Annotated in this window: 16 protein-coding genes; 9 read left to right on the top strand and 7 right to left on the bottom strand. The window is 39.0% G+C overall.

The annotated features are described in order from the left end of the window. Positions 1-3: 3 nt before the first annotated feature. Together EHR01_RS09690 and EHR01_RS09695 are read right to left on the bottom strand one after the other, a co-directional pair. Entirely contained in the window at positions 4-519 is a 516-nt protein-coding gene (locus EHR01_RS09690) for a chemotaxis protein CheX (RefSeq protein WP_135694591.1), read from the bottom strand. Further along, entirely contained in the window at positions 520-1653 is a 1134-nt protein-coding gene (locus EHR01_RS09695; protein ID WP_135694592.1) for a hypothetical protein, read from the bottom strand. It lies immediately after the preceding gene. A gap of 77 nt (positions 1654-1730) precedes the next feature. Here EHR01_RS09695 and EHR01_RS09700 point away from each other — a divergent pair, with 77 nt between their 5' ends. Together EHR01_RS09700 and lpdA are read left to right on the top strand one after the other, a co-directional pair. Next, a complete protein-coding gene (locus tag EHR01_RS09700; RefSeq protein ID WP_135694593.1) occupies positions 1731-2471 on the top strand; it encodes a class I SAM-dependent DNA methyltransferase in 741 nt (246 codons plus the stop codon). A gap of 43 nt (positions 2472-2514) precedes the next feature. Next, positions 2515-3942 carry a dihydrolipoyl dehydrogenase gene (gene lpdA, locus EHR01_RS09705; RefSeq protein WP_135694594.1) on the top strand — a complete coding sequence of 476 codons (1428 nt, stop codon included), beginning with the start codon at positions 2515-2517 and terminating at the stop codon, positions 3940-3942. Between the two features lie 875 nt (positions 3943-4817). Here lpdA and EHR01_RS09710 read toward each other — a convergent pair. Continuing rightward, positions 4818-5717 carry an alpha/beta fold hydrolase gene (locus tag EHR01_RS09710; RefSeq protein ID WP_135694595.1) on the bottom strand — a complete coding sequence of 300 codons (900 nt, stop codon included), beginning with the start codon at positions 5715-5717 and terminating at the stop codon, positions 4818-4820. Here EHR01_RS09710 and EHR01_RS09715 point away from each other — a divergent pair. Both EHR01_RS09715 and EHR01_RS09720 read left to right on the top strand, forming a co-directional pair. Beyond that, positions 5712-6101 carry a DMT family transporter gene (locus EHR01_RS09715; RefSeq protein WP_002973209.1) on the top strand — a complete coding sequence of 130 codons (390 nt, stop codon included), beginning with the start codon at positions 5712-5714 and terminating at the stop codon, positions 6099-6101. The two genes, EHR01_RS09710 and EHR01_RS09715, sit on opposite strands and share 6 nt — an antisense overlap. 3 nt (positions 6102-6104) lie before the next feature. Beyond that, positions 6105-7904: a sulfatase gene (locus EHR01_RS09720; protein WP_135694596.1), complete on the top strand. Its 1800-nt coding sequence runs from the start codon at positions 6105-6107 to the stop codon at positions 7902-7904. 15 nt (positions 7905-7919) lie between these two features. Here EHR01_RS09720 and EHR01_RS09725 read toward each other — a convergent pair whose 3' ends face one another. Beyond that, on the bottom strand, positions 7920-12179 hold the full coding sequence (locus EHR01_RS09725) for a beta strand repeat-containing protein (protein ID WP_135694597.1): 4260 nt from the start codon (positions 12177-12179) through the stop codon (positions 7920-7922). A gap of 78 nt (positions 12180-12257) precedes the next feature. Here EHR01_RS09725 and EHR01_RS09730 point away from each other — a divergent pair, with 78 nt between their 5' ends. The 3 genes from EHR01_RS09730 (at position 12258) to EHR01_RS09740 (ending at position 16922) form a co-directional block, all read left to right on the top strand. Next, positions 12258-13451, top strand: coding sequence for a CaiB/BaiF CoA transferase family protein (locus EHR01_RS09730; protein ID WP_135694598.1), 1194 nt, complete (start codon positions 12258-12260; stop codon positions 13449-13451). A 76-nt stretch (positions 13452-13527) separates the two neighbouring features. Then, positions 13528-14616 carry a metallophosphoesterase family protein gene (locus EHR01_RS09735; RefSeq protein WP_135694599.1) on the top strand — a complete coding sequence of 363 codons (1089 nt, stop codon included), beginning with the start codon at positions 13528-13530 and terminating at the stop codon, positions 14614-14616. Next, positions 14613-16922 (top strand): ATP-binding protein, encoded by a 2310-nt coding sequence (locus tag EHR01_RS09740; protein WP_135694600.1) that lies wholly within the window; start codon positions 14613-14615, stop codon positions 16920-16922. Before EHR01_RS09735 ends, EHR01_RS09740 begins: the two co-directional genes overlap by 4 nt. Here the strand turns inward: EHR01_RS09740 and tpx are convergent. Together tpx and EHR01_RS09750 are read right to left on the bottom strand one after the other, a co-directional pair. Next, positions 16906-17421: a thiol peroxidase gene (tpx, locus tag EHR01_RS09745; RefSeq protein ID WP_135694601.1), complete on the bottom strand. Its 516-nt coding sequence runs from the start codon at positions 17419-17421 to the stop codon at positions 16906-16908. The two genes, EHR01_RS09740 and tpx, sit on opposite strands and share 17 nt — an antisense overlap. A gap of 36 nt (positions 17422-17457) precedes the next feature. Next, the gene (locus EHR01_RS09750; protein WP_135694602.1) at positions 17458-18591 is read right to left on the bottom strand and encodes an LBF_2804 family protein; all 1134 of its coding nucleotides are present in this window, start codon (positions 18589-18591) and stop codon (positions 17458-17460) included. Between the two features lie 58 nt (positions 18592-18649). Between EHR01_RS09750 and EHR01_RS09755 the strand changes: the two genes are divergently transcribed. Beyond that, on the top strand, positions 18650-19747 hold the full coding sequence (locus EHR01_RS09755) for an acyl-CoA desaturase (protein ID WP_135694603.1): 1098 nt from the start codon (positions 18650-18652) through the stop codon (positions 19745-19747). Here the strand turns inward: EHR01_RS09755 and EHR01_RS09760 are convergent. Continuing rightward, a complete protein-coding gene (locus EHR01_RS09760; RefSeq protein ID WP_135694604.1) occupies positions 19744-21570 on the bottom strand; it encodes a sensor histidine kinase in 1827 nt (608 codons plus the stop codon). The two genes, EHR01_RS09755 and EHR01_RS09760, sit on opposite strands and share 4 nt — an antisense overlap. 49 nt (positions 21571-21619) lie before the next feature. On the opposite strand from EHR01_RS09760, the gene rsgA reads away from it, so the two are divergent. Beyond that, the gene (rsgA, locus tag EHR01_RS09765; RefSeq protein WP_135694605.1) at positions 21620-22573 is read left to right on the top strand and encodes a ribosome small subunit-dependent GTPase A; all 954 of its coding nucleotides are present in this window, start codon (positions 21620-21622) and stop codon (positions 22571-22573) included. Positions 22574-22594: the final 21 nt, after the last annotated feature.

Consider the following 22594-nt stretch of genomic DNA (forward strand, 5'->3'; position numbering starts at 1 on the left):
ACTTTACTTTTTCGGAGTAGGGAATTTTTCCAACAATAAAATCAAATATAACCTACCCATATATTCTTCTCCTCTTCTGTCTTTGAGATTAAAGATAAGAATGTATTGGCGAAAATGTTCTAAGGAAATTGGAACTAGTTTATGGTTCAAGTTCTCCGGCGGTAAAATATCAATTTCGTAACGCCCAAGTCTCATTTCTGTAATTAATTTTCCGGCAATCTGGTTTGCAAATTCCATCATGATGGATGCGGAATGAGATCGGGAAGTAGGATCAATTTGAAAGGCTTTGGCAATTTTTGGAAGGAGTTTGAGTTTTGTATATCCATCTAAAGCAAGATATACTTTTCCATTGATATCACCAACAAATTCAACAAGTGTACAATTTTCAAAACAAAGACCTTCGTTTTTGGAAGGACCATAAGCCTCTCTGTCTGCATAGACGAGTAAAGTCTTTTGAAAATGTTCCGGCAATACTTGCGAAACAGTCAGGATAAACTTTTCATCAATTAAAGGATCCATTTAGGCTGCGTGGTAGAGGATACTCTCTTCCAAAGATTTATAAGCTGCCTTGATCCAAGTATCAAATTTGATTTCGGGAGTGGATTGGTTTGAAAAACCGAGAGCAACTTCTGATGGATACCCTAGACTATCAAGTTCTTCAATGAACTGTTTAAAAAATTCAGAAAAATCATCCAGTTTGTCATTGGAAATGATACTTGCGTATAAATGATCTTCCAATTGGTACAAACCCAAACCAAGGACCGCATTCTGTTTTCCAAGAATGTTTAGTCCAATGGCAATCTCTGATTGGAAGTTGGTATCGATAAATTTGAAAAGAATTAAAGTTACCTTTTCTTTGGATTCGAATGCAGATTTTGCCATTTGGTAAAAGTGAGATACATTATAAAGTTTTGAAACAGGGTGTTTGGTTACTTTTGTATATTCTCTTTTGGTCATAATTTTTTCCGAGATGATGTTTGATTTTTCCCAGAAGGATTGGATATCCGATTCGACCCAAGATTCTTTTGTAGAAAAACATAAGAATCCAAATAAATGTGCATTCATTGTAAGAGGAATATATAACTTCCGTTTGTCTAAAGAAATAACAGGAAGTAGTTCTCTAATTTTACTTTCTTCGTATTCTTCCCATTCTACAGGATTGTCATCTGTCTCCACCATCATTCCCGCTTTTTGCCAATAACATTCTTTAAACTCTTTTTCATCATAATAAAAATATTGAATAGAGGTGAGTTTCTCTGTAAAAAATGGGAAAGGAAAGTCCTTTACCGTTTCAGAAAACACGGCCCTTGTTTCTGAATGAATTGATTCTCTTGCAAGCAAAACGGGATCTTTTTTCCAGAGAATGTCTTTTGGTTTAGGTTCTGCGTTGGAGGCTTCAATCGGCAAAGAAGATTCTGTATCAAAGACAATATCTGGTTTTGTATTTGTTTCCGATGGTTCACTTATATCTGCATTGGAATGTGGTCGATCTGCAAGGGACTCTGGTTTTTGGAAATCCAAACTATACAAAAAGAGGGTGAGGAGTAAACAGGAAACGGTGAGGAGGGTGAAACTCACCCAGGAGAAATAAAAAGTATATTGAAGGATGACACCAATGATAAAAAAAATTGTGGGAATTGTATATCGTTTCATCGTTACTTAGCCGTTACTCAATATAACGGGTAAAATGGGGATTCGCTGAACTGATTTTCCCTTTCCGCTAGGGGCAAATGAAACTCTATTCTGAATTGGCCGAATACTATTTTACCATCGAAGAACCAAGCCGCAAGTTTTCGGAAGAAATTCTTTTCTTGCGAGATACATTTAAGCGACATAAAATACATACTGTTTTGGATATCGGCTGCGGGACCGGGGAACATGTCAAAGAACTCCAAGGAATGGGTTTTAAACCACTGGGTGTGGATGGTTCTCCAAGGATGTTAGAAATCGCCAAGGCCCGCTTTCCCCATTGCCAATTTGAGCTTGGGAAAATGGAAGTACACGTCGCCAAACAACCTGCAGATGCAGTGATTTGTTTGTATGGAACCTTTAATTATCTCATCAACGATGATTTGGTTCAAAATTTCCTACGTAATTGTTATAAAAACTTAAAACAAGCCGGGCTTTTGGTTTTGGAAATTTGGAATGCCGATCCTATTCACCGTATCAAACGAAAACCCATCACCACTGTGAGTAATGTGCGCCAAGGGGCAACATCCATTCGTAGAAACAGAGGATTTCGATTAACAAGGGCAGATGATGTGGCCATTGTAGAAGTGAACTATGTATACAATTTGAATCAGAAGGATTTAAAAGACAAACATACCATGCGTGTCTTTCATTTTCCGCAGGTTCGAAATTTCTTAGACGATAATAAGTTTGATGTCCTTCATGTTTATAGCAACTACGACGGTGAAAAATATATAAAAACCGGCGCAAGGATGCTCATCGTCGCCAAAAAGAGGTCTTGACTTTCCTTTTTTCGTACGGTATCCCAATCTATTGGGAGAACCTATGTCTAGTCCAAACCATTTCCAAGTCATCGTTATTGGAGGAGGGCCCGGCGGTTATGTCGCTGCCATCCGTGCTGCACAATTAGGGTTACAAACTTGTATTGTGGAACGTGAAAAACTCGGTGGAGTGTGTTTGAACTGGGGTTGTATTCCCACCAAAGCCCTGTTAGAAAGTGCTCATGTTTTGGAACATTTAAAACATGCAGCCAGTTTCGGATTGTCTTGCGACAATATCAAAGCTGATTTTGATGTCGTGATCAAACGTTCTCGGTCCGTGGCAGACCAAATGGCCAAAGGTGTTGAGTATCTGATGAAGAAAAACAAAATCACCGTGGTGAATGGAGAGGCCAGTTTCCAAAATTCCAAAACCATCCAAGTGAAGTCCAGTTCAGGAGAAGCTTCCACTTATACTGCCGATTTTTATATTTTAGCCGTGGGTGCTAAAAACAAAGCCCTTCCTTTTTTGCCTTTTGACGGCAAACGTGTGTTATCTGCAAGAGATGCCATGGTCGAACCAAAAGTCATTCCTAACCTTGCCATCATTGGAGCGGGGGCGATTGGAGTGGAGTTTGCGGATTTTTATGCCAGTATGGGATCTAAGGTAACCATCATTGAATTCCAAGACCATCTTCTTCCCAATGAAGATTTGGAAATTTCAGGAATCCTAGAAAGAAGTTTTAAAAAACGAGGGATTGAACAGTATTTGAGCCATGGAGTGGAAACGGCTTCTGTTACGGATGCGGGAGTGGAACTTACCTTACTAGATCGTAAATCGGCAAAAAAAGAAAAGTTAAACTTTGATAAGGTGATTGTTGGAGTGGGAATAACACCTAACACTGGAAATATTGGATTAGATGAAATTGGAATCAAATTAAAAAATGGATTTGTGGATTTTGTTGGTAACTACCGTTCGACAGTGGATCATATTTATGCCATTGGGGATTGTATTGCCACACCGGCTCTCGCCCATGTGGCCAGTGCCGAAGGCATTCGTGCGGCAGAAGATATCTCTGTGCGAGTCGGTAACCCTCACCATTTACAAATCGCAAAACTCAACTATTCTTATATTCCAGGATGTACGTACTGTCATCCAGAAGTGGCAAGCGTTGGCCTTACAGAAGAAAAAGCCAAAGCCATGGGGTATGAAATCACTGTGGGTAAGTTTCCTTTTACCGCCAGTGGCCGTGCGCAGGCCCAAGGGGACACCACCGGAATGGTGAAAATTGTTTCGGATAAAAAACACGGGGAAATTTTAGGAGCCCATATCATTGGGAGTGGGGCCACGGAAATGATCGCAGAATTGACGTTAGGTGCCAATATGGAGATCACAGTCAGGGAACTTGCTAATACCATCCATGCCCATCCAACACTATCGGAAGGAATTATGGAAAGTGCAGCGGCGGTGCTTGGGGAAGCGATTAATATATAGGGGTGGAATCTGTTCGTTAGCTACGTTCTTACCCAATGAATCAAATTTATTTGTAATGTGGTATACCTGCGCATTTGGGTGACGACAACGCAGTATCAATCTAAGATTTAGCCATTATGTTAGAGTAATGTTTTAGATTGAATTCCTTTGGGAAGAAATATTTGAACTTTGCCAAAGTAACAGAAAAATCATATTGAAACCATATATAATTTAAAATTAAAACTAAATTAAATGGAATCAAAGTAATATTCTGAAGAAAAAGTTTTTCGCTTAATAGTTCTAATGGAAAAAAATGAAACACCGCAAGAAAGTTTATGATCAGACAGGAAATATCTATTAATAGGATACAAATTAATAATAATTGCAACAACCAGTTAGGTCTTAGTTTTATATCGATCGTTAAAGAATTTTGATTGTTTACCTGAATCCTTCCTTTGATTTCAGAATTTGTTTTGTTGGAGAATATTGACATTCTTCTCAGAGTAAAAGAATTACCAAAAGAATAACATTCGAATGGATGGTGAGATAGGGAAATAATTCTAAAGTTTGACCAAGTTTCTGTATTATTGGTTAAGTATTTACTGAAATTATAATACGATGCTTCACAAATAAAACTAAATTTTCTGTAGAATAGTAAATGCTCGAAGATCTTGTGAATGGCCATTGTGTTTTCCTATCGAAATCTGTCGTCTACAAGAAAAAACTCCCAAACTTAGTGGTCGTTGTGAAATCCCTCCCCCGCGCCAGCGATTGCAGCGGAAATCCTTTTGCGCATGCAAAAGATTGGAGCGAAAAGCGCGGTCGGTTGAAGGTCTGATTCTAATCCACCTAACCAATTCGAGGCGCCCCTTCCTTCCCCCTCCTACAAACCTATTTCAATTTTCTTTTATCTCCAAACATCGCTGCATCCAGTCCCAAGTTTCCTTTGGTCTTTCGAAGGGGAAAAAATGTGTGAAGCCGGGGAAGATGGTGACATCGGACTTGGGATGTTTTTTGGTTAGGAGATAGGCATACTTTGGGCTACAGACTTCGAACTTTTCGGGAATGGCAATATGGTTTTCCGTTTTGATTCCATAAAAGTTTTTGAAGACATGGAAGTGAGCATGTCCAAAAATCCTTGCTTCGACTTTTGGATCACAACATAGTTTGACTTCTGCGTCATGGCCGGTGCTCTCAAAACAAGAGTTTAGATAATCTTCGAAGATGGAAGGTTCGAAGTTGGCAAAGGCGGGAAATTTTCGAAACGATCGCCTAACAAGCTCAATTGATTTGAAATGAGTTCTTCTTTTTTTGGCACCTTTTGCCAAAGGGTTTTCTAAAAATTTAGAAAGGAGGATGAGTTTCCAACCTAAGATGACGGGATCCATGGCTAGAACTTTTTCAAAACGGGAAGGTTCTTTGGCAGCGGCTAAAAGTGATGAGGCACCACCTAGTGAATGACCAATGATATTTGTTTTGTTGATGGATTCAAAATCAAGAAGTGCGAGGATTTGATCTCGAAACACATTCCAGTTATTAAATTTTAAACTAAACTCAGAACTTCCATGTCCCAAAAAATCAGGAGCAATGACTCGATAGTGTTTTGATAATAAATTAAAGTAATATTGGTAACAACCAGCACTATAACCATTGGCGTGACAGAAAACGAGAACGGGACCCGGAGTTTCCGAATCTAAGTAGGCGCATTCCCAGTTTCTGAACCGAAAGGATTTTTGTTTCATTTTTCTATTTGACCCTTCCCGATTTAGATCGGATTTTGTCTCTATCCCATGCAATTCCAGGTCATCCTCTTCTTCTGTATAGCCGTATTCTTTAATGCATTGGCTAATATTTTAATCAAATCCTCATCCTTACAAGACCAAACAAAAACATTGTCAGGTGGTCTTTGGGATACAATCTTTACAGTGTTTAATCCTTACTTTATAGGTGGACTCGCTAGTTTTGGATTAGCCTTACTTGGGTATCGATATGTGTTGGGGAAAGGTTTGAAACTTTCACTTGCATATCCAGTATTTACTTCTAGTGGATTTATCATTGTTCTGATTGCTTCTTCGCTTTTTTTTAAAGAAAGGTTGAATTTGACACAATGGTTGGGGATTGCATTTATATTGATTGGTGTTTGGCTTACCGCCTTGCAGATGTTTGATGTTAAGTCTTAAATCTTGAAATCAAAATCTGTTTCCATAAAACTAAAAACATTTTTTTTTCTATTCTGTTTTCTTTCTTTTTCCTTTTGTAAAAAAACAGGTTCAGATACTGGACCTGAATCCAATCTCCCCGACACAACAAAACGTCCCAATGTTCTTTGGATTGTGATTGATTCGCTTCGCGGTGATATCATTGGTCAATATGGGGTGACACCTAACTTAGATTTGTTTGCGGAAAATGCCGTTACTTTTAAGTATCATTTAGTCAACGCCGCTTGGACTAGACCTTCTACACTTGTATTTTTTACGGGTAAATATGCGTCAGCAAACCCTGTTAATTTTTGGGATTATCCTACCACAAAATCGGAAGTAGAATCCTTCTATCGGACGGAAAAACATCCTCTCCCTAAACTACTTAAAGAAAATGCTTTTGGTACTTATATGGTGGGTAACAATCCGTTTTTAACGGACAAATTTGGTCTTGGAGTTGATGTCGGCTTTGATTCGTTATACGACTTTTCCAATTATAACGAAGACACAAAGAAAATTACCAAAAAAACTTTCGAAGTATTGGAAGAAATTTCGAACGATAAAAAACCTTTTTTCCTTTTTTTAAATTATAACGATCCGCACAAACCATACACACCACCGCAAGGATTCACAAATCGTATCCAAACAAAAGAAGTTTTGGATGAAAAGAAAATGAATTATCTTGGAGAAGTTGCCTTTGTGGACGAGGAACTCGGAAAAGTTTTTCTGGAACTAAAAAACAAAAATCTTTGGGACAACACCATGATCCTCATCACAGCTGACCACGGTGAGGTGATGCATGTCGCCCATGCAATTTCTCCTTTTACGGGAACCAATACGTATTATGGACATGGTCAGGATTTGTTTTTAGAAAATATCCATGTGCCACTTCTTGTTAAGTTACCGAATGAAACCAAAAAACAATCGATTGAGACAATGACGAGGTCGATTGATTTATATCCAACGGTTTTGGATTATACTGGATTGGTTGTTCCAAAATCTGTACAGGGTAAATCACTTCGGTCTTTAATTGAGATTCAAGAGACCACCAAACGAACATATTATGGTGAAACCAGGTTTACACAAGGGTATGGGGAAGGACATGAGTTTCTTTTGCAAAGGTCCTACCGCTTTCATGAACTTGGAAAATTTTGGCAAGGTTCAGTGGGGAGTGAATTTTATTTGTATTTGGATTCGAAAAAAGATCCAAACCAAGAAAATCCATTAAGAATAACAAATATTGCTGCGATCAAAGGTATGAAATTGCAGCCAGATTTGGAAAAAAAAATCCTTCGGTTTTGGAAACAAATTCGAGCTATGGAACCCAAACTGCCGTTATATCATCTTTCCATACAGCCAGAATCAAAGGATACAGAAGTTCAAATTCGGATTCCTAGCGGAACCATACGTATGGCATCTTACCCCGATGATGTGGTTTTGGAAGAAAAAGGAAAGTTGGTTCAAATCCAAACCAAACGAACAGATCCTTTTGAAATTAGTTTTGAGGTGTATCCAGATGTAAGTTTTCCTGAATTTACAGTTTGGTTTTCTAAAAAACAAATTCCAAAATCGGAAATTTTTACAGGATACTTTGGTGTGAGTTTGGCATCTTGTAAGTCCAACTGTGATTTGTTATATGAAACAGGACCTAAAAGACCAATCATCACTCCCAAAGCAAAAGTATATTTTTGGAAAGAAGGTGGACAAAAAAAATCTTATTCTTCGAAACAAGAATTAGGAACTGATGCTTTGGAGATTCTAAAGAAACAAGGATATGTGCAGTAATGGGTTTGATTCGAATCAATCGTTATCTTGATTCGTAACAGATACATTTGGTAAAGATTCTCCGTTAAATCCACTCCCTCCACCGCTGAGGGATCCAAATAAAACAGAATAAGCAATATTTCCATCGGTCAGAAAATCATCCACTCCCGTGAGGACTACATTTTGGTACGTATTCCAATCACTCGATGTAAAAACCAAACTAGAGACAGAACTGGTTCCTTCGGCCACATTTGAACTGGAGACGGGAATGGTCACGTTTGAAATGGGTCTGGCCCGCAAACGAACTTGGAACCTGGATTGGCCTCCAATTTCCGTAGTAATTAAGTTAGGTGATGTGACTAGTCCTCCGGAACTATTGGCTGAAGTTCCGCAAACATTCATAGGATTTGGATCTGTACAAGGAACAATATCGTAAATAAAATTGATATGAGTAGCAGAGATGGAAAGAGGGGTGAGGGCTGTATAAATCGTAGAAGGAGTAAAGCCGGTGCCTGTTTCTCCTGAGCTGACCACGGAAGCAATGGTATAACTCACATCACCAATAGCAGCTGTATCAAGTCCTGTCACAGTGACCAGTTGGCCCGAACCAAAATTACTTGGGGTGAAGGTAAGAGGTGCTGTCGGAAAACTCACAAGTCCACCAGGTGTAGTGTTAAAGTTCACTGTGATGTTCGTTGTGGGTTGTGAATCTAAATGTATATAAAATTCGGAGGAAGCACCTGATTGTGAGGTAATGACTGTTGCAGGTGTAAATCCAGAAGTTGTGATGCCTGCACTATCATTATCATTTAAAGTGAGCATAGGATAATTTGAAGATGGATATGGATTCAATCCGTTATAAAAACCATCGGTGGAAGAAAGGACACCAACAACAATTGGACAGGATACATTCCCATCATCGACGGCATCATCGTTGGGAGTCACAGTGATTGTGTTATGTGCTCCGATGGTATTCCAATTGGCACTGGTGATGGTGAGAGAACTTGTGGAAATAGAAAATTGTGGAACACTCGGTGCCACAATCAATTGGCAAGGAAAAGTTGTTGTTACCGAAATGGGAACTGTTACATCATCAGTCGGTGCTTGGCTGAGAAGTACATAGATGGGAAAGGCCCCAGAGTTTTCGGCCCTTGTCATATTTGTGGGAGTGACAACTGTCACTGGATTTTCCGATGTACTATAGTTGACAAGTGTCGCTGTGTCTCCTGTGCTTCCCACAAAACTAACATACCATGAAGGCATTGAACCAGTTTCTGTTCCATTAACTGTCACCGAATAACTTACGTTACCATCACTTAAGGCATCGGACACACCTTGGATTTCCACTGGAACGGATGTACTCCAATTGGTTTCATCAAAGATATATTGTTTGGAACTAACGGGTGTTCCTCCATCATTGATCATTCCTTCTGTTGCATCGGATGTGGCGAGAGTAACTGTGACTTGGTTTCCCGGAATGGGGCGACTCCCAAGTCGTAGGCTATACATTGCCGATTGGCCAGACTCTGTTGTGAAATATGGTTGTCCTGAATCCAAAGTGAATAAAATACTTGGGGAAGGATTGTCATCGTCTGTAATGTTAATGGTGATATCAGAAGGATTCATTCCTTCATAGTCAGTACCCGATCCGGAGATAACACCGAGAGTCAGTGTGTGAGTTCTTGTGTTTGTTTCATTGATGGAATCATTGACCACAACTACAGTCACTGTTTGGGTTGTTGAAAAGTTTGTATGAGTGAAAGTCAAACTGGCAGGAGAAAAAGTATACTGCACTGTATCGGGTAAATTAAATGTTTCACCCGTGATTGGGATCGTAACGGAACCTGTGGCACAAGATGCTAAATTTCCTGGAGTGTCACAAGGTGCAGAATTCAAACGAACCGTAAAGGTTCCATCACTTCCCCCTTCCGTAAGGTTCAGTGTATTAGAAGAGATAGTAAAACCTGTTGTATCATTATCAGTGATGGTGATCACCAAATCCCCGCTAGCTTCTGTATAACCAGGAAGAGCTCCAGTCGGATAAAGCCCGCTAAAGTAAGAACCACTTGCTTGTGGGATATGAATGGTGACAGGAATGTTTCCATCATCAAAAGAATCGGCCACGGAACGAATGGTGACCACTTGTACCACATCCCATCCACTATCACTGGTGTTCCCGGAATAATTAGCGACTTGTCCGTTTGTCGGAGTAAAGGTAAGAGTTCTTGAGGCGGCAACCCCAGAAGAACTATTGAGAAGTACCGCTTCTGTTCCGTCAGAAGCAGTGATGGGCCCAATGGTTACATTAGCATTCGGTTTTAAGGAAAGTCTGATTTCAAATGTAATGGTGGATGTTCCATTTTCAACCATGGAAGATGCTGATAAATTTTGGATGCGAACCAAAGGTTCATTGCTATCCGTATTGATGGCAGTGACAGCAGGAATAGCGATCGAATTGTATTTTGGATCGGCAGAGGTAGAATTTCCAAAAGAGATATTCACATTTTGATCACCATCGTCCACTCCATCTAACACTGATGATATGGTAACTGTTTGTGGAGTGTTCCAATTTCCAGCGGTAAAACTCAAAGAAGCCGGAGATACTGTAATTTCAGAAGTATTGTTGGATGTGATACTTGGAATGCTGACTGAATTTGTTGGTTGTGAATTTAAAACGACTGTAAAGGTTTCTGTCGAAGGAGTTCCATTTTCATGGACCACAAGACCCCCGACAGGAGTGACTGTAAATCCAGCTGTGTCATCATCTGTGACTAAGATGGTAACTGATGATGGTGGTGATACTGAATTATACACCGGATCGGCAGACCCACCAGTATCAACAGATCCAAACTGCAATGTGACAGTCCTTGTGTCTTCATCAATGGAATTGTTATTTGTGGTGATGTTGACGTATTGGTCTGCATTCCAATTGGCATTTGTAAAAACCAAGTTGGAAGTACTGCTATTGGTGATCACATTATTTTCCGAGATTCCTGTCAGTGTTACTGTAAAACCGGGAGGAGGTTGGGACAAAAGATGAATGGCAAAGGAGAGATTTCCTCCATTTTCAGAAATGGTCAAACTACCTGGGGACGTAAGAACAAATCCTGGAACATCATCATCGGTATTGGTGACAGAAGGAAACACTGGGCCCGCCAAACCATTGTAATCTGTATCAGCAGAGGTAGCTGCACCAACCACGATTGAGACAGTTTTTGGACCATCCACGATAAATTCATTTACCCCAGTGACAGTAACAATTTTAGGAGTGAACCATTCACCAGGTGCAAATGTAAGAGAAGAAGGGGATGCTGTTCCTTCCGAACTGGGAGTGGCCACAATAGAAGGAATTGTCACTGAGTTTGTCGGCAATGTATTCATCACAACCCCAAAACTCACAGCACCCCCGGCTTCTGTTGTAGTCAGTCCTGATAAATTGATAACAGTAAATCCTGCCACATCATCATCGACATTGGTTCCAGTAATGATAGGAATTGGTTTTCCCATATAAGCTGGATCATTCGAAACAGTGGGATCAGCTGAGATTTGAAATGTACTATCATCTACACTAAAATCATCCACACCAGTGACAATCACAGTTTGTGGCACATTCCAATTGTTAGGTGTGAATATAAGCTCTACTGCAGCGACAGTTGCTTCTGTTGTATCATTGGAAACAAAATTTCTGATAGTAACATCTTGCATGGGCCTTGTTTGTAATACATAAGCAATGGTACCGGTTTCTCCCGTTTCTGAAGTGATGAGTCCTAAAGTAGGGCTTGCAGCCACTCCGGAAGATTCATCATCCGTATTCACAACGAGTAAAACAGGAAGTCCTTGGGCAGAAAACCGGATATCTGAAGTTAATGTGGTTCCCAGTTGAACTCTGTAGTTTTGATTTCCATCAGCAATTAAATCATCCACTCCCGCCAAACGAATGATTTGCGGTGTGTCCCAGTTATCTTCAGAAAAATCCAGAAAAGTTGATGATAAAAGTACACCTTCTGTGGGATCAGAGACTGTGATCGGGCCAATTCTTACTGAACTGTTTGGTTCTATGTTCAAACGAATTGTGAATTCTGCTTGTCTTCCATTTTCACTCGTGAATAAAAAATTCGGAGCTTCGTAAATGACAGATCCTTGCCCGGTTGTGGAAGCAAAAAAAGAACCGAATAACATCTGCAAATTCAGCGGTGTGATGGATTGGCAAGAAATGGTGAGGGTGGAGAAGGTGAGGATGATAATGGAAATACAGATTCTGAACATGATTCCCTTTTGTCCTCGTATCGCACCCATTTAGGGTTCTCCCTTTCTATATTACGAGAAAAATAGCTTAAATTAGAAAAAAATTTCCAGGAAATGCAATAAAACCAAATGAGCCAAAACCAAAATCAATCCTCTAAGGGACCACTTGCTGGTGTCAAAGTTGTGGACCTTTCTTTACTCCTTCCAGGCCCTTTATGTTCGCAACATTTAGCAGATATGGGTGCAGAAGTCATCAAAATTGAAAATCCAAGAGCCTATGATGGATCTCGTGCGATGTTCAAAGGAAAAACTGGTTATCCTGCCTTATACATGATGTTGAATCGAAATAAAAAAGCGATCACACTGAATCTCAAACGAGACCAAGCCAAAGAAATTCTTTTTAAACTTTTAGAAGATGCAGATATTTTACTCGAAGGATTTCGTCCCGATGGAATGGATAAGATGGGAATTGGTTATGATGTCTTAAAAGAAAAATTTCCGCGTTTGATTTACTGTGGAATTTCTGGCTACGGCATCTCGGGTAAATACGTAGACTTTGCCGGACATGATTTGAATTACTTAGCGATCTCAGGAGTCCTTGACCAAACAGGAAATCCTCCAAGGCCTGCTGGTTTCCAATTGGCAGATGTGGGTGGAGGAACTCTCACAGCACTTTCTGCGATCCTAGCAGCTCTTTACTTTAGAGAAAAAACGGGCAAAGGCCAACGCATTGATATTTCAATGACAGATGCTTCTCTTCAATTTCTTTCGTTATACGGTGGTATTTTATCTTCTTCGGAAAAATCTCCAGAAGCAGGGAATGATATTTTGTCTGGTAAATTACCAAACTATAATGTGTATGAAACCAAAGAAGGAAGATACGTAGCACTTGGTGCCTTAGAAGATATGTTTTTCCAAACTTTTTTACGAGCTGCAGGAATGGAAAACTTAACCAAAGACCATCCCATGAATGAAGAAAATATTCCTCTCATTAAACAAAAGTTAACTGATTTTTTTAAATCCAAAACCTATTCCGATTTACAACCAATCTTTGATAATACAGATGCTTGCCTATCTCCCATTCTCAATATGAAAGAAGTTTCGGAAGATCCACATATGAAAGAACGTGGTATGGTCATCGAAAGAAATCATCCCAAATACGGACCGATTTTACAATTTGGGTCTCCGTTTCATTTTTCAGAGACACCATTTGTCTACAGAAACGATCCACCAGAACATGGGGAGCATACTGATGAGATTTTGGGTGGATTGGGGTTTTCCAAGGATAAAATTGCGGAGTTCAAAAAAGACCGAGTGATCTAACAGCTCCCTTGCTTTTTTTTCGTAATTTCTTTATTTTGTCCCAGGGGGGAGATACACTCTCCCCTAAACCCACTCTATGAAGTTATTACAAGTATCCGACCTCCATCTTTCCCAAAATTCCCCCGAGGAAAAGACCTATTCCCTTACCGTATTACGCGAAATTTTACAAACTGCAGAGTCTACGAAGTGTGATCGTATTCTTTTTTGTGGGGATCTTTTTAATACCTTTCCCGATTTAGAAGGTTTACGTTCGGATTTTCTAAAAGAAGTATCCTCTTATTCAGGAATCATTTATTTTCTTCCAGGGAATCATGAAATTTTAGAAAAAAGAAATAACAATAGTTATACGAGTTATGATTGGTCTTCCAAAGTAAAAGTTTTAGATAAAACTCCTTATTTTTTATTGGAAGATGGTGGGATCGAATTTTTATCCATTCCCCACCAAGAAAATTATTCTGAATTGTTACTTTCTCCTCCTCCCCAAAAACAAACAAAACTTCGGATTGGACTTGCTCATGGAACTGTTTCAGGAATGAGTTTTACTGGGCTTAGTGAGGAAGAAGAAGAGGGCGGTTCTTATTTAGATCCCAATTTAATTCAAAGTTTAGATTTGGATTATCTTGCCATTGGGCATCTCCATAGAGCACGAATGGGAACTGTAGGAAAGTGTAATGTTGGTTATGCTGGATCTTCCCGTGTTTGGAGAAAAGGAGAAATCGGACAAAGAGGTGGGATTTTTATTCATGTCGAAGACCGTACAATTCGTACGGAATCGGTTTATTGGAAATCTGCCGGCGAATATAGGGAAATTATTGTTTCTTTGGATACGGAAGGAAAACCAGAAGAGAGTATCGAAACTTATTTAGCGGGAACAAATCCTAACGATTGGATTGTCTTTCGATTTGTTGGATATGTTGATTCGATGTCGGAAAAACAAAAATTTCAAGAGGCAGTTCTTCGCGATTGGAAGTCCAAATTTCGGATTTTGGAGTTTGATCCCGATGAATCACAAATCACAGTTTTCGAACACCTTTCGGAAAATGAATTTGTAAAACAGTTTTTGGATAAGATGAATGAAAGAAAAGGACAAATGGATCCTAGTCTTTGGAGACACACTCGTGTCACAGGCATTCGATTGATTTTAGAAGGAAAGAAAAATCGATGAAATTAAAAATAGAAAACTTCGGTATCTTTTCCAAAAATGAATTTCCTATTGAAAAAGTGACTGTGTTTACAGGTCCCAATGAATCGGGTAAAACAACCATCCTGGATGCATTTGTATCGGCTCTCGTGAAAGTTGTAGGAAGTACAAAGTATGGTGCTCTTCTCAATGCGAGATACAAACCAGAAAGAAATTCTGATTTAGGAATTCCCAAACTTTCTCTTTCTCAGAATTTATATTTGAACTCGCTAGTCATTAGAGAAGGAAATATGGATGTAGGTTCTGAAAAAGAACTGATTAGTACCATTGAACAAACTATATTCGATAGTGGATATAATCCTGCCAAACTCATAGAACAAGTGGAACAACTTTCAACAAAAACAGGAACAAGAAAATCCGCAAAAGAATGGAACCAAACTTTATTGGATCTTACGACGACCAAACAAAAGTTTGATGAGTCTGAGCTGAATTTAAATAGGATCTCCTCTCAATTTGTCGAGTTGCCAACTTGGGAAATCGAACGTCAAAAACGAAAAGAAGAACTGTCTTCAGCTTTAGAAGAACAAACAAAACAACAAAAACGTTTAGAAGAGTATAAAGAAACTGAACAATTTGCGGAAGTGGACAGAGTGTACGGCCAACTGTTACAATGGGAAACACTGCAAACCCAATCAAAGTCAGAAGAAAGAATTCTAAAATCAAATGGAGATCAAAATTCAAAAGAAATTGATGGAGAAATCCAATCGATCGAACAAAAATTATCTCTTTCAAAAGAGCGATTTTTGCAATTAGAAAAAAAATTAGAATCTTCTCTGAGTCAAAAATCCTTATCAGAACAAAAATCAAAAAAATTAGAATCCTATTTTGATTTTTTTGAAACTTGGAAACATAATATTCGCAAATTTCAAGAAGAATCACCGGTGGTACAAAAAATCATTTGGAATCCATTGTACAGAAGTTTGGCGGGAGGATTTGGTGTTTTTGGGATTTTTTCTTTGATCCTTTCCTTATTCACCGATTTTGGGGTTTGGATGTATTCTCTTCCAATTTTCTTTTTAAGCGCTGCTTTGTTTTTTGTTTTTCGAGCAAAAGAAATCAAACTTGAACGGGATGAACCCAAATGGAATCAAATGGTTCACCGGATCGCAACGGAAATGGAAACCAAAACTTTAGGTGAATGGAAACCCGATTCACTGACTATGGAATCAATCACCTTAGTGTTCCAACGATTTGACCGCGAATACACAAAACATAAACTGGAAGGAGACAACTTTCAAACGGCCATCACTAGTTTAGAAGAAGAAATCAATTTGATTCGCATAGAAGAAAAAAAAGGAAAGGAACTTCTTTTAGAAAAAGAAAAAGAGCTAACGGTTGTTTTGCGAGAATCTGGAGTAAATTCCCTTTCAGAACTGACTGAGTTATTTGTTCAAATTCGCTTGAAACAAGAAAAGTTACGAACACTGGAAGAATCTTTAAAACTTGAGTCCAAAAAATGGGGAATTCATGATTTAGAAGATTTAAAACTTCACCTAAAAGAAAAACGAATGGATCTGGAAAAAAAAGGAATTTCAAAAACCTTTTCTTCTGAAGATAGGGCCGCCAAACAAAAATTAGAAAATGAAATCCAAACAATTTCTATTCAAATTCGCGATATCGAAAGGAACCTTGTTGAGTTAGAAAAAAAATTGGATACCGGGAAAGCTGTTTTGGAGTCCAGAATCTTACCTGCGCAAAAAGAATGGGAACAAAACAAACGTGATTTAGAAACAAAAGAAAAAAAGAAAAATGAATTAGAAAAAAACTTCCAGGCTTTGGAAGTATTAGCAGATATTTTTTCTGAGATGCAATTGGAAAGTACAGATAAAATGTCCTCACTTGTGAAATCATTACAAACAAGAATGGATGCACTAAAAGGATCTCTTCCCACAAAACAAATCCAATGGAATGGATTCTCCGATGAAATTCAAATCACCACAGATTCTTCTAATTCTAGCCAAGGATTTACAAATTTATCCACAGGGACCAAGGAACAAATTTCTTATGTTCTTCGTTTGGAATATGCGTTTCGCATCGGGAAACAGTTCAATTTGCCTTATCTTCTGTTGGATGAACCTTTTCGGCACATGGATGTTAGTCGGAGAGATGTGGCGCTTGCATACACTTTGCAATGTATAACCAATGCAGAAGAAGATTGGAAAGTTGTATTTTTTAGTTTTGATGAGGATTTGGTTTCAAAGATCAATGTTTTGGCAAAGGAAAATAACCTCCCTTGCCAAATTCATGAATTGACTAAACGAGTTTCTTAGCTTCGGCAAGAACAGTATCGTAATTTGGTTCGCTACCAATTTCCGGCACAAGTTCCGTATAACGGATGATATCGTCTTTATCCACAACAAATACGGCTCGTGCAGAAAGGCCAGCAAGTGGGCCACCAGCGATATGGGTTCCATAATTTTTGGAAAAAGAAAAATCTTTGAACTGAGAACCAGTGATTAAGTTTTTAGAATCGATTCCTTCCGTAGAACAAAATCGTTTCATTGCAAACGGTAAGTCACCGGAGATGATAAGAGTCGTGATTCCATCTTCTTTGGCTGCTCTTTCGTTAAACTTTTTGGTTTCAAGGGCACAGACGGCTGTATCTAAACTGGGAACCGCCACAAGGATTTTTACCTTTCCTGCTAGATCTTTTAGAGTCAAATCACCTAAATCTTGTTTGGCGACTCGGAAGTCGGGAGCTTTGTCCCCCGGTTTGGGAAGGTTTCCTTCGAGAGGAACGGGATTTCCTTTGAGTGTTACTTGTGCCATGCTGATCTCCTTTATATTTAGACTAATTCTAGTCTTTCATTGAGTGAATTCTTCGGGAAGGATTTTTTCCATCCAAAGCAAAGATTCTGAAAGTTCTCCTTTTCGGATGGTTTCACTTAAATGACGGACCCGATCCAAAAGCCAAGAAGGAGAAAGATCAGTGATGTCTTGAAACGCATTCAATTCTTCCCGATTTAAGGATCCATCAAATGTGGAACAAAGGGCAAAGATTGCGATCGGCCAATTCCTTTCTTCCTTTGTCAGTTTTGGGAATAAATGTACAAACTCGGTCCAGTCATCTAAGTTGGTCAGTTTGTCTTGATTTGGTAAAAGCCGTATCAATCCAAAGAGCAAATATTCAAAGTTAGGGTGAAAGGTTTTTGTGAATACAATGGAAATTGCCACTGCACGTAGCGTGGTTTCAATGAATACTTCGGAACCTTGTTTCGATTTGATTTTGAGTAACATCGCATCCGACAATTTCCGTGTAATGATGCGTTTGCGTAACTCAACTAAAATCAAATAAGTTGTGACACTGTCCCAGATTCCAGTAATTGGCCCGGAGACGTATTCAATTAAAAAACGAAGTCCCGTTCTTCCTAAAAATACCTTTAATAGAAGTTTGGCGAAGATGTTGGAAAGAAAAACTTTGCTTTTGTATAAAACAGTCCTAAAGAATAGGGCGCGTTCATTTAGATGTTTGTAAGGATCAATTCCATACAATCGAATTCTTGGATCGGGAATTTCTAAAACCAACCTAGCCATCATTCCAGGAATGGGTGTGATGAGTTCCGGTTCTTCGGCCAGTTCAATGTCTGCATACTGTGCCATCCGATAGGAAAGATAAAATCCCAATCGAAAGAGGAGATAAAACTCAACGAGAGTGACTAGAGCCAAAAGAAAAACAAACTCTGTAAGCGTGATGATTGAATGAGTTTCCAAAGGCCAAAACACAAGTGGAGGAAGGTAAGTGGAGAGGAAAACGAAGAAAATCGATGGCAAAAATCCTATCCAAAAGCATAGAAAAACTCCCCAAAGCAAAAGAATTTTGGATTGGGAGGCAAAACTTTTGTCGGAATTTTCGGGTTTTTTCGCATGGGAATGGATCGAAATGAGAACTCGGCGTCCCCATTGTTCTAAAAATCCCGGTTTGTAACGTTCTGTACTCATTTTTTTTGCAACCAGAATCCTGGTTTGGGACTCCCACTCCATGAAACAGGAATTCTCTATGACGACACAAGCTGAAATCAAAACCAAAGCTCCCATTGATTGGGTGACTATGATCTTTTTACTAACCTATCCACTAGTAGGGATTTTCGGAACTCTCTACTTGTATCTTTATGATTCCGTTCACATTGGAACTTGGGCTCTGTTTGTATTTTATTTTTTTGCGACAGGAATGGGAATCACTGTAGGTTACCATAGACTTTTCTCTCACAAAGCTTATGATGCAAAAACACCCGTTAAACTTTGGTTACTTCTTTTTGGAGCGGCGGCTTTTCAATCCACTGCTTTGGAATGGAGCGAAGACCACCGTATCCACCATCGTTTTGTAGATACTGACAAAGATCCTTATTCGATCAAAAAAGGGTTTTGGTTTGCTCACATTGGTTGGTTATTTCGCAAACGTAAATATGTCCAACAAGGTGTTCAGGATTTGGTAAATGACCCGCTGGTTCTTTGGCAACATAAACATTTTTATTCCATTTCTATCTTTATGTGTTTTATCCTTCCTGGTCTTATCACAATGATTTGGGGATCGTTTTTAGAAGGATTTTTTGTCGCTGGTTTCCTTCGACTTTTTGTAGTTCATCAGTTTACTTTTTTTATCAACAGTGCATGTCATGTTTGGGGAGAACGAACTTTTTCTAAAGAACAAACAGCAAGAGATAATTGGATCATCGCCTTTTTTACGTTTGGTGAAGGTTTTCATAATTTTCACCATGAGTTTCAGTCAGATTATCGAAATGGGATTCGTTGGTTTGATTATGATCCATCCAAATGGATGATTAAAGGTTTGTCTTTTTTGGGTCTTACGTATAACTTAAAAAAAGTTTCTGAAGAAAAAATCCTTCAGAAGACAATGTATTTAAAAGAAAAAGAAACTTTGAACCAATTTACGAATTTGGAAGAATCAAAACTCCGTCATTGGGAAGAGCAACTAACCAACCTTAGGGAAACTGCTATCAAAGAATTCCAAAATTGGAAACAGGCAAAACAATCTTCCAACGAAAAAGAAGTGGGAATTCTCCGCAAAAAATTTGAACAAACAAAAGAAAGTTGGGAAAAACTTCTAAACCAACCGGGAAAACCAATTTTTTCTTAACCACGAATTTCCCGAAAGATTTCTTTCGGGATACTCGGAACATCTCCAGGACCAACTAACGGTAAATAAACCATAAACCTTGTTTTTCCTGGAGAAGATTCCACTTCAATCCTTCCTTTGTGTTTTTCGATAATTCCTTTGACAATTCCAAGTCCAAGCCCTGTTCCTTCGCCTTGGTCTTTGGTTGTAAAAAATGGATCCCAAATTTTATCTTTGATTTCGATTGGAATTCCCGAACCGTTGTCTTCGAAACTAATCAATACATAATCTTCCCCCACCATTTTAGAAGAAATGATGAGTTTGGGATGTTCTATTTTTTTCATCGCATGGATGGCATTGGTGATTAGGTTTGTCCAAACTTGGTTTAGTTCATCAATATTACACCTTACAGGAGGGATACTTCCATAGGCCCTTTCAATTTCCACTCCGTGTTTGATTTGGTTTTGCATGATCACAAGAGTGTTTTCTAATCCTTCGTGAAGGTCAGATTCCGCATAAGATGCTTGCCCAAGGTGAGAGTAATACTTGAGTGCTTTGACAATCCTAACTATATTACGAATTGCATATTTGATGTTTTTGATATTTCTTTGCAGGCTCAAAGTATTCTTTAACATCTCAAAAGTTTCTTTCCCGCCGGCCTTCCAAATACGGATGAGTTCTTCTTGCATATGCAAAAGATGATGGTCAATGATAAAGGTTGCTAGATCCGTTGCATCATTTTCAGGGATTCCATCTTGGATAAATCGAAACTTGGTTTCTTTTTTGAGTTTGAATTTGTCTTTAGGATCGATCTTTGAGGCTGGATCCTCTTTCACAAAACTAAATAAAATGTCCAAATAGATAGAACGAAAATCAGGATTCTGAATCAGTTGAGAGATGTCACCCAAATGCGATAATACATAAACTAAATTTGCATCCAAGTTGTCCGCTGAACCATTGATCACAGCAGCAGGTGTGTTGATTTCGTGGGCGATACCTGCCACCATCACACCAAGAGAAGCCATCTTTTCTGATTGTACCAAGTGGGCTTGGGTTTCTTCTAATTCTTTCGTTCTTTCTCTTACCTTTGCTTCCAAAGTTTCAGTTAAGTTTAGTAACTGTTGGTAGATCATGGAATTGGACAAAGACATCAGGGAAACAGAAAGAATTTCTAAAATGATTTCGATTTCTTCTATATCATAAATTTTTCCTTCTTTGTGTTTTCCCAGTAAGATAAAACCTACAAGACTTGATTTGATGGAAAGAGTGGCAACTAACTCTGATTTGGTTTCAGTAAAAAAGTTTAATGCTTGTTTGGCAATTTTTTCATGATTGGGAGAAGCAAACTGGATGAAATTTTCTTTGATATGGATTCCTTCGCGTTCGGAAAGCCAAAGTAAAAAAGGATTGAATACAGGAAGAGAAGGTAAATTAGAAAACTTTTGGTCGAGTGATTCTAAAAAAGGTCTGGGTCGGAATTGGCCTTCTCTTTCATCCCAAGTATAAACTTGGACAAACTCCGCAGGGATTTTGGAGGCAAGGAACTGGCTGATGGTTTGGCTGATTTGGTCTGGGTCGTTGAAGGAAATGAGTTCTTCTTTGAATTTTTCTAAGGCAAATAGGTTTTGGACAAGTTCATCTCGTTTTTTGGGTTTCTCCATACCTTGTGGCAATGGTTTTTTTCGTAAAAAGAACAAAACCATAAGGGTGATAAGTCCCAAAAGAGTCGCAAATAGAGAGTAAATTTTTGTGGAATCTACACTGCTTAAAGCATAAGCAAATCCAAACCAACCAAAAGCAGAAAGGATTATGATTCCGAAGGGAAAGAAAACTTGTGTTTGCATGTCATCTGTATAGAATGTAAGAACTAGATTATTTTGGTGCAGATTCTACTTGGGTAAAGAACTATTTACAATCGCTCGTATCTTCGGAGCTTATTATGAAATTTATTCAGAAGAAACTAGCTATGCCCTCGCCGTTCTCAAGGGTAAGTTGCGATTAAAGAACTCAAACGAAAGGCATCCCTTTGTTGTGGGGGACTTGGTTTTGGCAGAAAAATCTTCTGGGGAAGAGTGGGTCATTTCGGAACGAATGGAACGAAAGAACTACCTTTCCAGAAAAAGTGACCGTGGCGACAGTCATGTGTTATGTGCCAACTTGGACCAAGTGGCGATCCTTGCTTCTTGTAAAGACCCAGAAACCAAACCGGGATTTATTGATCGATTGCTTGCCGCTTCTTACCAAACAGAAATTCCCCCACTGATCATTTTTACAAAAAAAGATTTAATTTCGGATGAAGAAATTGAAGAGAGGGAAGTTTACTATAAAGAGTTAGGTTACGAGGTACTCAGTGTGTCTCTTCTTTCGGAGGAATCCATCCAACCTTTGTGGGAACGGATTCGTGGGAAACGCACCTTCCTTTGCGGGAATTCAGGAGTGGGCAAATCAACTCTTATGAACCACCTCCATAAAAAGACAGTGCAGAGGACCAACTTCGTCAGTGGGTCCACCAAAAAAGGAAAACATACCACTACCAATTCTTTTGCTCTGTTTTTGGAAGAAAACACGGTCCTCATCGACTCCCCTGGGGTCAAAGAATGGGGGATTTTACACCTGACACCTGTTGAGCTTTGGGAAAGTTTTCCCGAATTACGCAAGATTAAAGAAACTTGTCAGGAAATTTATTGCTGTGAACTGGGTTCTGAGTGTCCAATGCGAAAACACGTAAATGAAGCCATGGATGAAACTAGAAAAAAAAGCTTAGAATCCATGATCGAGAGCCTAGAAAACCCGCATCGTGTGACAAGGCGGGACCATTGGACAAAAGCTGTCACAAAAAGGTATTAGGGAAAAGAGTTGCCAAGCACT

The organism is Leptospira mtsangambouensis, assembly GCF_004770475.1.
Taxonomy (GTDB): domain Bacteria; phylum Spirochaetota; class Leptospiria; order Leptospirales; family Leptospiraceae; genus Leptospira_A; species Leptospira_A mtsangambouensis.

What these genes read in the sequence shown, in the direction of transcription:
- EHR01_RS09690 (WP_135694591.1), bottom strand. Translation starts at nt 519, where the DNA reads ATGGATCCTTTAATTGATGAAAAGTTTATCCTGACTGTTTCGCAAGTA.
- EHR01_RS09695 (WP_135694592.1), bottom strand. Translation starts at nt 1,653, where the DNA reads ATGAAACGATATACAATTCCCACAATTTTTTTTATCATTGGTGTCATC.
- EHR01_RS09700 (WP_135694593.1), top strand. Translation starts at nt 1,731, where the DNA reads ATGAAACTCTATTCTGAATTGGCCGAATACTATTTTACCATCGAAGAA.
- lpdA (WP_135694594.1), top strand. Translation starts at nt 2,515, where the DNA reads ATGTCTAGTCCAAACCATTTCCAAGTCATCGTTATTGGAGGAGGGCCC.
- EHR01_RS09715 (WP_002973209.1), top strand. Translation starts at nt 5,712, where the DNA reads ATGCAATTCCAGGTCATCCTCTTCTTCTGTATAGCCGTATTCTTTAAT.
- EHR01_RS09725 (WP_135694597.1), bottom strand. Translation starts at nt 12,179, where the DNA reads ATGGGTGCGATACGAGGACAAAAGGGAATCATGTTCAGAATCTGTATT.
- EHR01_RS09730 (WP_135694598.1), top strand. Translation starts at nt 12,258, where the DNA reads ATGAGCCAAAACCAAAATCAATCCTCTAAGGGACCACTTGCTGGTGTC.
- EHR01_RS09735 (WP_135694599.1), top strand. Translation starts at nt 13,528, where the DNA reads ATGAAGTTATTACAAGTATCCGACCTCCATCTTTCCCAAAATTCCCCC.
- EHR01_RS09740 (WP_135694600.1), top strand. Translation starts at nt 14,613, where the DNA reads ATGAAATTAAAAATAGAAAACTTCGGTATCTTTTCCAAAAATGAATTT.
- tpx (WP_135694601.1), bottom strand. Translation starts at nt 17,421, where the DNA reads ATGGCACAAGTAACACTCAAAGGAAATCCCGTTCCTCTCGAAGGAAAC.
- EHR01_RS09750 (WP_135694602.1), bottom strand. Translation starts at nt 18,591, where the DNA reads ATGAGTACAGAACGTTACAAACCGGGATTTTTAGAACAATGGGGACGC.
- EHR01_RS09755 (WP_135694603.1), top strand. Translation starts at nt 18,650, where the DNA reads ATGACGACACAAGCTGAAATCAAAACCAAAGCTCCCATTGATTGGGTG.
- EHR01_RS09760 (WP_135694604.1), bottom strand. Translation starts at nt 21,570, where the DNA reads ATGCAAACACAAGTTTTCTTTCCCTTCGGAATCATAATCCTTTCTGCT.